At 74.6% G+C, this 11,755-nt stretch carries 9 protein-coding genes; 5 read left to right on the top strand and 4 right to left on the bottom strand.

Annotated features, from left to right (window positions below; all coding sequences use genetic code 11):
- Positions 1–560: alpha/beta hydrolase (locus tag CCN44_RS36305; RefSeq protein ID WP_143650239.1), on the top strand; the 560-nt coding region annotated here is incomplete at its 5' end.
- Between the two features lie 19 nt (positions 561–579).
- Positions 580–1,299 carry an alpha/beta fold hydrolase gene (locus tag CCN44_RS36300; protein ID WP_086702895.1) on the top strand — a complete coding sequence of 240 codons (720 nt, stop codon included), beginning with the start codon at positions 580–582 and terminating at the stop codon, positions 1,297–1,299.
- Between the two features lie 59 nt (positions 1,300–1,358).
- On the opposite strand, the gene CCN44_RS36295 is transcribed toward CCN44_RS36300, so the two are convergent.
- From CCN44_RS36295 to CCN44_RS36280, 4 genes are all read right to left on the bottom strand, one after another.
- On the bottom strand, positions 1,359–3,527 hold the full coding sequence (locus CCN44_RS36295; RefSeq protein WP_086702892.1) for a bifunctional serine/threonine-protein kinase/ABC transporter substrate-binding protein: 2,169 nt from the start codon (positions 3,525–3,527) through the stop codon (positions 1,359–1,361).
- Positions 3,527–5,659, bottom strand: a complete 2,133-nt coding sequence (locus tag CCN44_RS36290) for a bifunctional serine/threonine-protein kinase/ABC transporter substrate-binding protein (protein ID WP_086702890.1) — start codon at positions 5,657–5,659, stop codon at positions 3,527–3,529. Before CCN44_RS36290 ends, CCN44_RS36295 begins: the two co-directional genes overlap by 1 nt.
- Positions 5,656–6,357 (bottom strand): hypothetical protein, encoded by a 702-nt coding sequence (locus CCN44_RS36285; protein ID WP_059255926.1) that lies wholly within the window; start codon positions 6,355–6,357, stop codon positions 5,656–5,658. The genes CCN44_RS36290 and CCN44_RS36285 overlap by 4 nt, the downstream gene beginning before the upstream one ends.
- Positions 6,358–6,690: 333 nt before the next feature.
- Entirely contained in the window at positions 6,691–7,671 is a 981-nt protein-coding gene (locus CCN44_RS36280; protein ID WP_059255924.1) for a hypothetical protein, read from the bottom strand.
- 276 nt (positions 7,672–7,947) lie between these two features.
- On the opposite strand from CCN44_RS36280, the gene CCN44_RS36275 reads away from it, so the two are divergent.
- From CCN44_RS36275 to CCN44_RS36270, 3 genes are all read left to right on the top strand, one after another.
- Positions 7,948–8,229: a heavy-metal-associated domain-containing protein gene (locus tag CCN44_RS36275; protein WP_086702888.1), complete on the top strand. Its 282-nt coding sequence runs from the start codon at positions 7,948–7,950 to the stop codon at positions 8,227–8,229.
- A gap of 195 nt (positions 8,230–8,424) precedes the next feature.
- Positions 8,425–8,964: a hypothetical protein gene (locus CCN44_RS44725; RefSeq protein WP_059255920.1), complete on the top strand. Its 540-nt coding sequence runs from the start codon at positions 8,425–8,427 to the stop codon at positions 8,962–8,964.
- A gap of 23 nt (positions 8,965–8,987) precedes the next feature.
- Positions 8,988–11,501, top strand: a complete 2,514-nt coding sequence (locus CCN44_RS36270) for a M48 family metalloprotease (RefSeq protein WP_158103199.1) — start codon at positions 8,988–8,990, stop codon at positions 11,499–11,501.
- The last annotated feature ends 254 nt before the right edge of the window (positions 11,502–11,755 follow it).

Genomic DNA, 11,755 nt, shown 5'->3' with positions numbered 1-11,755 from the left:
ACACCGTCGCGAAGTGGGTCGTGGAGCAGGGCGGCACCAAGGGCCTGGACGGCTCCCGGCTGGCCGTGGCCGGCGACTCCGTCGGCGGCAACATGACGGCCGCGCTCACCCTGATGGCCAAGGAACGCGGCGGCATCCCGCTGGCCCAGCAGGTGCTGTTCTACCCGGTCACGGACGCCGCCTTCGACACCCCGTCCTACCACCAGTTCGCCACCGGCTACTTCCTGCGCCGCGACGGCATGCAGTGGTTCTGGGACCAGTACACCACCGACCCCGGCGAGCGCGCCCAGATCACCGCCTCCCCGCTGCGCGCCACCACCGAGCAGCTGCGCGGCCTGCCCCCGGCGCTGGTCATCACCGCCGAGGCCGACGTGCTGCGCGACGAGGGCGAGGCCTACGCCAACAAGCTCCGCGAGGCCGGCGTGCCGGTCACCGCGGTCCGCTTCCAGGGCATCATCCACGACTTCGTCATGCTCAACGCCCTGCGCGGCACCCACGCCGCCGAGGCCGCCATCACCATGGCCGCCCGCACCCTGCACACCGCCCTGCACACCGCCTGACTCCGAGGAAGACACAGACATGAGCACCTCCACTCCCACCGTCGTCCTCGTCCACGGCGCCTTCGCCGACGCCGCCAGCTGGTCCGGGGTCATCGAGGAGCTGCAGAGCGACGGCATCCCGGTCATCGCTCCGCCGAACCCGCTCCGCGGCCTGGCGGCCGACGCCGCGTACGTCGCCTCCGTCGCCGCGCAGATCGACGGCCCGGTCGTCCTGGTCGGGCACTCGTACGGCGGCGCGCTCATCACCGTGGCCGGCGCGACGGAGAACGTCGTCGGCCTGGTGTACGTCGCCGCGTACGCCCTCGAAGAGGGCGAGAGCCTCGGCGAACTCCAGGGCCGTTTCCCGCTCTCGCCGCTGGTGAGCAACCTCAAGCAGTGGACGTACCCGGTCGCGGGCGGCGATCCCGCCGTCGAGGTCACCATCGCCGAGGAGGCCTTCCCGTCGGTGTTCGCCGCCGACGTGCCCGCGGAGGTCACGAAGGTCCTCGCGGCGGCGCAGCGCCCGCTCGCCGCCGCGGCCTTCGAGGAGAAGGCCTCCGCCGCCGCGTGGCGGACCAAGCCGTCCTGGGCCCTGGTGGCCGGCGCGGACAGCGCGATCAACCCGGAGGTGGAGCGCTTCGGCGCCCAGCGCGCCGGGGCGACGATCGTGGAGATCGAGGGCGCCTCGCACGCGGTGGCCGTCTCCCAGCCGAAGGCGGTCGCCGACCTGATCCGGGAAGCGGTCCGCGCGACCAGCTGACCCGGCCCACGAACGACCGCGCGGGCGCCTCCCCCGTATCGCGCCCGCGCGGTCCCGGTTCAGGTGATCCGGTCGTCCCGGCCGAGGAACCGGAAGGTGTCGCCCTGGGCCTGGTACAGGAAGTACACGGCGTTCCCTTGCAGGGAAAGGGTGTTGTCGTGCTCGAAGCGCAGGGTCTTGGCCAGGCCCCGGTGGGTGATGTCCAGGAGGCGTTGTGCCACGGCCCCGGGGGCGATGCCGGCCGAGCCGCCCAGTGCCTCCAGGGCCCGCGCGACCAGCCCCACCGCGTCGTACGCCTCCGGCGCCCAGCGGCCGGGCGCGGTGCCGTAGGCCGCCCGGTGGGCGGACACGAACGCGCGGGACACGCTGCCGGGGTCCGTGAACGGGGTGCCGAACAGCCAGTCCCGGGCGGCCGGTCCGGCCTGCCGGAGGAAGGCCGGCCGCATGATGTGCCAGGTGCCCAGACGCGGCCCGGTGAAGCCCGCTCCGGCGAGGGCGCGGGCGCAGCGCGCGGCACGCTCCGGTGACGTACCGCTGAAGACGACGGCCTGTGCTCCGGCGGCGAGGGCGGCGCGGACGGCGGGCCCGAAGTCGTCGCCGTCGGCGGCCACCGGGTGCACGCTGGTCGTGCCCTCGTGCGGCGGCAGCCCTTGCAGCGCGCCGGTGAGGTCGGTGCCCACGCGGCCCGCCGCGCCCCGGTCGTCGATGACGGCGGTGCGGTCGACCGGCCGTACGGAGGTGAGATACGTGGTCAGCGGCAGGGCCAGCCGCTGCTCCGGGCCCCGGGTCAGGCGCAGGATCCGCAGTTTCCCGGCGTCGAGTCGCGCGTCGTCCAGGGAGATCAGCACCATGGCGGTGTTGGCGGCCCGGTAGTGCGGGGCCGCCGCGAGCGCGGCGGCGGCCGTGCCGGGGCCGAGGACCGCGCTCACCCCGGCCTCGGTGAAGCGCTGGGCGGCCTGCCGGGCCCGGGCGGCGTCACCCCGGTCGTCGTAGGTGTCGAGCGCCAGGCGGAACGTGATGCCCGCGCGCGCGTTGTGGTGGGCCACGGCGAGACGTGCCCCGCGTTCCTGGGCCGTGCCGTCCGCCGTGCCGTCGCCGCTGAGATCGGCCTGGAAGCCGAGCGTGTGCACGGGAAGGCCGGCTCCGCGGCCGGCCGTCAGGTACGCGGCGGCCCCGCCGCCGACCGCGGCCACGGCGGCCGCGGCGCCCCCCGTCAGCAGGAACCGCCGCCGGGTCGGTGGCCGGGCGACGGCAGGGTCCGGGGGCACCCGGCCGTCGCCGTCGCCCGACGGCCGCCCGGCGGAACGTCGTGGGGTGGGCACGTCCAGCGCGCGTGCGGAACGCTGTGCGACCAGGCGGACGACGGCGGGCGGCAGCCAGCTCTCGTCCGAGGTGTCCGCGACGCCGCGTGCCAACGAGGCACGGGGGTCCCGCAGGGCGGCGCCGAGCCGCGTGGCCGTGGGACGCCGTGCCGGGTCCTTGGCCAGGCAGGAGGCGATCAGCGGCCGCAGGGCGTCAGGCACGTCCGTCAGGTCGGGTTCCTCGTGCACCGTACGGAACAGGACCCCGGCCGCGTGCCCGGTGCCGAACGGCCGCCGTGCCGAGGCCGCGTACGCCAGGACGCAGCCCAGCGCGAAGACGTCGCTCGGCGGGCCGACCTCCTCGGCGCGGGCCCGCGCCTGCTCCGGTGCGAGGAAGCCGGGGGTGCCCACGACGGCGTCGGGCGCGGTGAGCACGGTGGCGCCGGCGGCGTGGGCGATGCCGAAGTCGATCAGACGCGGACCGTCCAGGCCGAGCAGGACGTTCCCCGGCTTCACGTCCCGGTGCACCAGCCCCGCCGCGTGCACCGCGGTCAGCGCCTCGGCCAGCCGGACGCCCAGGGTCCGTACGGCCGCGACGGGGAGCGCTCCGTGGCCGTCGACCGCCTCCGCCAGGGCGGGGCCGGGGACGAACTCCGTGGCCAGCCACGGGTTGCGGGTGTCCGGGTCGGCGGCCGTGACCGGCACCAGCCACCGGCCGGTCAGGGCGCGCACGGCCGTGACCTCGCGCCGGAAACGCGCGCGGAAGGCCGGGTCCGCCGCGTGCTCGGCGCGGATCACCTTGAGCGCGACCAGCGTCCCGCCCGCGCTGCGGGCCAGGTACACCACGCCCATGCCGCCGGCGCCGAGCCGGGCGAGCAGCCGGTGGCCGCCGATGTCCTCCGGGTCGTCCGCCGTGAGCGGGCGCATCACAGGCTCGCCTCGCCCGCGTAGGCGTACCGGCCGCCCTTCACCTCGTAGCGGAAGACGTCATAGCCCTTGAGCATCCGGTTCTCGTCGAACGCGTACGTCCGCACGAGCCCCTGGTAGGTGCCCTTCGCCAGCAGGTCGTACAGCCGGCTCCGGGAGGGCCGGCCGCCCGCCTCGGTGAGGCGGGTGATGACCATGCGGGCCACGTCGTACGCCTCCGCCGCCCAGTACGGCGGCGCCGAGCCGTAGCGTTCGCGATAGGCGGCGGCGAAGCTCCGCACGGGCGCGGCCGACGGGTCGATGTACGGGGCGAAGACCTGCCAGCCCTCCGCGGCGGGGCCCGCGGCGGCCAGGAACTCCTGGTCGGCGGCCGGGTAGCCGAGGACGCGGACACCGGTGAAGCGCCGCTGGGCGAGGGCCCGGGCGACGGCCGCCGCACGGGCCGGTGTGCCCGTGTAGACGAAGCCGTCCGGCTGGTGGGCGAGCATCTCGGCGACCACCGGGGCGAGGTGCCCGGCCAGCCGGGGGACGACCCGTGGCTCGGTCGGAATCCGCACGGCGCCGAGCGACTGGAACGTGGTGTGGCCGAGCTGCCAGGCCGCGATGCCGCCGTCGCGGTCGATCAGCAGCCCCGCGCGTCTGGCACCCGCCTTGCTGAGCTGGAGGGCGATCAGCGCGGGCGACACCAGGTAGCCGGGGACGGCCTGGAGGAAGCGGCGGGGCTGCGAGACGCCGTACACCTCCTGTGCGGAGGAGGCCGTGAGCTGGGGGACCAGCTGGGCGTCGTACGTGTCGAGGCTCGCGCCGGTGGTCCGGTCACCGGTCGAGCCGATGACGGCCAGCAGGTCGCGGGTGGCGGCGAGGGTCCGGGCGGCCCGGACGGCACGGGCCGCGTCGCCCCGGTCGTCGGCCACCTCCAGCGAGAGGGTGAACGGCTTGTCCCGGCGCGCGTTGAACTGCTCGACGGCCAGGCGAACGCCGCGTTCCTGGGCCGTTCCCACCTTTTTCTGCGGGCCCGTCAGATCGGCCTGGACACCGAGCACCCAGCGGCGGGCGGCGGGGGCGGGCGTGTCGTCGCGGCGGCCGGCCCAGAAGGCGGCTCCGCCGGCGCCCACGGCGAGCAGGGCGGCACCACCGAGGAGCAGGAAGCGGCGGCGACCGCCGGGCCGCCGCGACGGCCCCGGGTCCTCGGGAACTTCCGCCGGCCGCTCGTCCGTTGTCGCGTCGAGGGCCGTCGCCTCGATGTCCGGCAGGGCGAGCATCGCGGCGGAGCGGCCCGCGATGAGTCGTACGACGTCGTCCGGCAGCCAGTCGGCGGTGCCGGCCGGAGTGTCCTCGCCGAGCGCCTCGTCCAGCGCGCGGGCGGTGGGGCGGGCGGCCGGATCCTTGGCAAGACAGCGCTCCAGCACCTCGCGCAGGCCGTCGGGGAGGCCGCCGAGGTCGGGCTCGTCGTGCACGGTGCGGTAGAGGAGGGCGTCCACGGCTCCGGTGCCGAAGGGCGGGCGTCCGGTGGCGGCGTAGGAGAGGAGGCAGCCCAGTGCGAAGACATCACTGGACGCGGTGGCGGGGCGGGCCCTCGCCTGCTCCGGCGCCAGGAAGCCGGGGGTCCCGACGACCATGTCGGCCGAGGTGAGGGCGGTCTCCTCGGCGGCGCGGGCGATGCCGAAGTCGATCAGGCGCGGGCCGTCCACCGCGAGGAGGACGTTGCCGGGCTTGACGTCGCGGTGCACCAGCCCCGCGTCGTGCACGGCGGTCAGCGCCCGGGCCAGCATCCGGCCGAGCACCCGTACCGCGCGCGGCGGCAGGGGGCCGCGGGCGGCGACCGCCTCGGCGAGCGAGGGCCCCGGCACGAACGCGGTGGCCAGCCAGGGCGCGGGCGCGTCCGGGTCGGCGCCGGTCACCGGCACGGCCCACGGGCTGTCCACGCGCCGTGCGGCGGCGACCTCGCGGCGGAACCGTGCGCGGAACTCGGGCTGGTCGGCGTACTCCGGCAGGATCACCTTGACGGCGGCCAGCTCCCCGGACCCGGAACGGCCGAGGTAGACCACCCCCATGCCGCCGGCGCCGAGCCGGGCGAGCAGCCGGTGGCCGCCGATCCGGGCCGGGTCCGAGGGGAGGAGCTTCTCGGTCATCGGCGGGCGCCCTCCGCGGTGGGGGACCCGGACGCCGGGGGCGAGCCGGTACCGGCCGGGGCCTCCCGCTCGATCGCGCCCCGGAGCCGGGAGCGCATCATGACGTGCGGGTCCCGCAGCCGGTCGAACAGCTCGGTCCTGGACCACCCCTTGGCGCCCTTGGCGGAGACCGCGATGGTGAACGGACCGACGCGGGTCTGCTCCCAGACGTACGGGTGGGGGCCGCCGACCCGGTCGCCGGTGTAGGTGCCGGTCTCGGTCAGGGCGTCGTCGGCGAAGCCGTTCCCCGAGTCGCCGAGGGCGTTCGGCACGTCGGTCAGGTCGGTGAGCACCTCACCGGAGCGCAGCAGCTGGGAGGGGCAGCGCAGCATCTCCTCCAGCACCTCGGCGTTCTCCCAGTCGGCCTGCTCGGCGGTCCGGTGCACCGTGACGACGGCGCTCAGCGCGAGCGGCCCCTTGCCGCCGCTCGCCGGAACCTCGTAGTGGCGGGTGAGGCTGGCGAGGACGTCCTCCGGCAGCGCCCGCTGCTCCCAGACGCAGTCGTCCCCGAGCACCGCCCAGCGCCGCGGGTCGTTCTCGTACGGGTTGCGGCGGACGGTGTCCGGGCCGAACGCGGAGGGCTGCGCGATGACGGCACGGACCAGGGCGGCGGCCTGGGCGGCGGTCGCCGGAAGCCTGGCCGGGTCGATGTCGGCCACGGCGGTCGGCGACGGACTCGTGCCCGCCGTTTCCCCGGCCGTCGTCCCGGCCGCCGGTCGTCCGGGCCCGTCGCCGCCGGAGGTACAGCCGGTCAGTAACAAGCCGCACACCGCCACGGCGCAGCCGAGGCGCGCCGCTCCCCCTCCCAGCACCACGGACTCCCCCCGGGATCGACCGACCACCACGCGTCGGCATCATGCTAGGCGGCAACTTGCTTGTACGGGGCAGCCGTTGACGAGCACGTGGCCCAGCTGTGCCACAGCTGTCACACAGTCCCGGCACCGGCAGCGGGGGAGTGCGGACCGCCCGGCAGGACCGGTGGGCGGCACTGCTCAGTGGCTGTGCCCGGGACGGCTGTGCCCGGACTGCTCCGTGGGTTGCGGGGAGGCCGTCGCGGGGGCGTCCGGCCGCTGGGCCGGTGTGCCGACCCGGACGGTGAAGGCGGCGGTGCGGACCTCGCCGGCGTGCTGGAAGTCCAGGAACAGCCGGTAGGTGCCGACGCTGGGCGCCGTGGCGGTGAAGGAGATGTCCGGCCCCGGCGCGGTCGTGCCGTCGCCGGGCTCGCGGCCCGGGTGCACGTGGAGGTAGCCGAGGTCTCCGGAGCGCAGGGCCACCAGGTGGCCGTAGGCGCCGAGGTAGGGCTGGAGGTCGCGCACCGGCTTGCCGTTCTTGCGCACGCTCAGCGTCAGTTCGCTGCTCCGGCCGGGGGCGAGCCGGCCCTTGAGGCTCACCTCGTAGCCGTCGACCTCGGCCGTGGGCGTGGGGGCCGGGAGGGGGGCCGGTGCGTAGGCGCCCGATGCGGTGAGGTCGGCGCCGAGGGTCAGGCCCCGGCCGCCGCGGGGGGTGAAGTCGGCGAAGACCCGGTAGGCGCCGGCCTTGGGCAGGCTCACGGGGGTGGACCAGGTGCCGTCGGCGGCGCGGGCCGGGTGCAGATGGCGGAAGAGCGTCAGGTCGCGCGAGGCGATGATCAGGTGCAGTTCCTTGGTGTGCTCCTCCTGGTAGGCGGTCAGCGGGCGCCCGGTCGCGTCCTGGGTGACCGCGAACCGCAGCTCGGTGCGCCTGCCCGCCGCGACGGCCGGGGTCTTCAGGTCCAGGGTGTAGCCCCCTTCGGACAGCTGAAGCCCTCCGGGCGGCTCCGCCGAGGCCTGACCCGCCTCCCGGTCCGCGCCCCGCGAGGCGTCCGCGTGCTCATCGTGTGCCGCGTTCTTGGTCTCCAGGGAGATCTCGCCGACACCCCCGCCGACGCCGTAGGCGATGCCGAAGGTGGCGGCGAGCGCGGCGGCGTAGGCGGTGATCCGCAGCCCCGTGTTCATGGTGACTCCTCGTCTCTTGGCCGCCCGCGGGCGGATCGATGACGTTCAACATACCCCAGGGGGGTACGGAGTCAAGAGGTGGGCTCTTTTTCCTCGCATACGAGTAGGGGGTACGTGTCCGAACCCTTTCCCCTCTCCGTTCAGCGACTTGCTGCTCGATAGGGGTGGGGGGTATACCTATGGCTCGTCAGTGCGTGGCATACCCCCACGCCCTAAGGGTATGGACCCGGGGCGGGGAATCCGCGCTCAGTCCCCTCTCGATCCAGGAGGAATCCCATGTCGTCCTGCTGCACCACTGACGGCAGCTGCCACTCCGGCACCACCACCGGGACCGCGACCGACGGCATCAGGACCGTCTACACGGTGTCGGGCATGACCTGCAGCCACTGCGAGGCCGCGGTCACCGAAGCCGTCAGCGCGGTCGACGGCGTGCTCTCGGTCGACGTGGACGTGGACGCCGGCCGTGTCACGGTGATCGCCACGGAGAACCCCGACGACGCGCTGATCGCCAAGGCGGTCGACGAAGCGGGGTACGAACTGACCGGCCGCGCTTCCTGACACCGCTTCCTGCACCGGTCCGGCCGGGCTCGCGCCTACCCCCGTCGGCGAGCCCGGCCGGCGCTCCTTCTCCTCCCCGACGGCGCAATGCGCCCCTCGGCGCCGCCGTGCGCCCGCAGGCGAGCCGTTCCGGTCGGCAGTGCCCGGCCTGACAATGACGTGATGTCAGGGTGAGTCACGGACGGGGGAGAGACTGTGGCACGCAAGCGGGCGCCCGAAGACGCACCCCACCACGTACTGATCACGGAGATCGCCCGGGACGTGATCGAGGAGATCGCCCCGGACGAAGTGCCGATGTTCTCGGCCGTCAGCGACGCCTACTTCGCCGATCCGCGACGAGCGACATCGAGCAGGGGGACACGGAAGTCACCTCTCGGGTTCGGCTCCGGAGCCGTCGACCTCATCCTGACGCCCATCGTCCTGGCCGCCACGGCCAAGGCCGTCGAATGCCTGGCCGACCTCTTCTTCAAGCACACCACGGGGGAGGGCACCCGCGCAGCCCTGCGCGGGATCTTCCGGACCGGACGGCGCTCCCCGGGCGAACCCGCTCCGGACGCCGCCACCGAGGGCACGTCCGCCGCGGCCGTCGCCGTCGAACTGCGGCAGGAGGACATCGAGCGGCTCCGGCACGTGCTGGAAACCACCCTCCACGACTGCGGGGCGGCTCCGGACACCTCCCGTCTGATAGCCGACGCGGTCATAGGCCGGTGCCGGAGTCCGCGGCCGACCGGCTAGCCCTGCGGTCCCGGTGCACAGCGATGGCCACGACAAGGGCAGTACTGAGCGGGTGGCGTGACGGACGGCGCACGCGCCCCGCCCTTCCCGGCGGCACCACCAGCCGGTTCGTCCTCCTGATCGCTGCCGTGGCCGCCGGCGGGTTGTATGTCTTCCTTCAGGCCTACTTCCTCGTCCCGCGGAACGCGGACTACTTCTTCGACACGTTCAGCCGGTGCTTCCGGGACCCGCGGATCGGACTCCCGGATCAGAGCAGCCAAGGCTTCGAGGAGTCGCGGCGCCTGCTGGCATCCTGTCAGCAACCCGCCTTCGTGGACCAGGCGAGGTGGATCGCCATCGGGTTCCTGCTGCTGGGCGGCGTGTCGATCGCTTGCTACCTCGCGCACCCCTGGTGGGTGACGCGGAGCAGATGCGAGAGATTTCCGGCCCTGCCGAGCCTGCGCCCGCGCCGGCTGTCACGGTTCCCGTCGCGGGAGGACCCCGACGAGCGGGAGATCGCGGAGTACCTCGACCACCTGTGCCGCACGGTCGGCGTGCAACCCGCGCCCCGCTGGCTGCTGGACCCTCTGGCAGGAACGTCGAACGGGCTCGCCTTCGGCCTGCCTCGGCGGCGCCGCGTCATCATCGATGCCGGTCTGGTGAAGCGTTTCCGTGACGATCGGGACGTGTTCCGCGCCGTGATCGTGCACGAGTTGGCGCACCTGCGCAATCGCGACGTGGACAAGACGTATCTGACCTTCGGGATGGGGTGGGCCTTCCAGGCCGTCGCGGTGCTGCCCTTCGGAGCGCTGACCCTGCACAGTGCCTTGTCGGGCGGACCGTCGGTGATCCCCGCAGCCGCCCTGCCGTATCTCGCGGACGTGCCGCGTGCCCTGGGACTGATGGCCGTCCTCACCCTGGTCGTCCACCTCGTGCGGAACTCGGTCCTGCGGGCCCGCGAGCTGCACGCCGACGCCACGGCTGCGGCACACAGCGGGCACGAAGCGGCAGCGGCAGCGGCGTTCTCCCGCGCGCTCCGGGAGCCTCCCGCCACGGGCCGACGCCCCGCGCGCGCCGCCCTGGCCCGGCTCACGCTCCGGCTGGGCTACTGGCCGACGACCGAGACGCGGCACCGCGTCCTCGGTGAACCGGCCCTGCTCACCCGCCCGACGATGGGGGAGCTGCTGGGTGCCGGAGTCGTGGCAGGCGTCTTCACGGCCAGCGCCGACGACCTGGTGGGCACCCTCTACCGCCTGCTCTGGGGCAAACTGAACACCCTTTCGGGCGACCTGGCGGTCGGCTGCACCATCGGCGCCGGGCTCACCGGCGTACTCGCCGCAGCGGTGTGGCGCACCGTCGCGACGTCCGACCCGGCACCTCGGCCGACCAGGGCCACGTGGCTCGCCCCGCCCGCCGCACTCGTCGGGGGGTACCTCGCCGGAGCCAGCCTTCCTCTGCTCACGGACCGCACCGAGCTGCCCGCCACCTCACTCGAGTTCCAGGGCTTCGCCTGGCTGCCGAGGGCGGGGCCCGTTCTGCTCGCCGGCGCCGTGTGCCTCACGGTCTGGGTCGTTTCCGCGGCGCGGGGCATGGTTCACCGGGCCCGCGGGCGGAGGGCCCTGTACGCGGTGGTGGCCACGTCCGTCGTCTCCTTCGCCCCGTGGTTCGCCGTCTGGTACTCCGTCCGGCGCGCCGGCCCGGGCAACGGCTTCCAGCCCGTCCTGGGGGACGCTCCGGACCTCGGCTCCTCGATCGGCTGGTACACGGTGCTCAGCCGCTGGACGGGCTTCACATGGGAGCCGCTCACTGTGCAGGGGCGGCTCCCCTCCGCCCTCGTGGGCCTGATGCTGCTCTGGCTCGTGCCGCTCGCCCTGCTCCTGTTCCCGGGCAGGAGACACGCCACGGGTCCGGACGTCCGGCCACAGCTCGGGCGGGCTCTCCTGGCCGGCCTGGCCGGAGGCACCTTCGTGATCGCCGCGGGCACGGCCTTGCCGTTCCTCGCCCGTGCCGCACTCCCGCCCGCTGTCCTGCACTACTCCGGCGCGCCGCGGGACACGGGATTCCCGACCGTGTACTGGCACACCTACGTCGCCCTCGCGTGCGTCGCCCAGGGCGCCGTGGCCCTGGTGATCTGTGCGACGGTCCGCGGACACCGGCCCGCACTCGTCCTGGCGGGCATCTCGCTGACCGCGCTGGCGGCGGCTCTCGGCCGCGCCCTGGCCTTCGGGGTGGTCGGCTGCACGGGTCTCTTCGGCGGACCGGCCCGCCGGTGCTCCGTCCCCTTCGTCCCCGAGATCCTCGCGGAGGACCTGCGGACGATCACCCTCCGCGGGCTGCTGGCCGCACTTCCCGCGGCCCTGTCGGGAGCCGGCGCGGGAGCGCTCGCACGCAGACGGACACCCACGCCGCGCACGGCGGACCGCCCCCGGCCGCCCGCCAGGATCCACCGGTGGGCCCTGGCCGCGGCCCTCGTCGTCCTCGCCGCAGCCGTCGTCTGCGCAACGGCGGTGGCGCTTCCCCGTGATCAGTACGTCTGGAGCCTCTGGTTCAGAGGCTGACCTCAGGCCACTCACCGCGTCCGGCGGGCCGGCGCACCATGGTGCGAAAGGCTACAACGCCGACTTCGCCGAACGTATACTCGTCGGCCTGATACGACTCCTTGTGGCGGTGGCCGGCCCATGGCTTCGGCGGACGACTCCTCCCACTGGACCGGCCGGGCATCCGGTACGGCCCCGGCCACACCCAGCTGCGGCCGGACCCGGTGCACGGTCCGGTCGTCATCGAGACGCACACCCGGGCGGCGGCGTCGGCA

It is taken from the genome of Streptomyces tricolor, assembly GCF_002155905.1.
GTDB lineage: Bacteria > Actinomycetota > Actinomycetes > Streptomycetales > Streptomycetaceae > Streptomyces > Streptomyces tricolor.
This window is presented reverse-complemented; position numbering and strand designations above follow the sequence as displayed.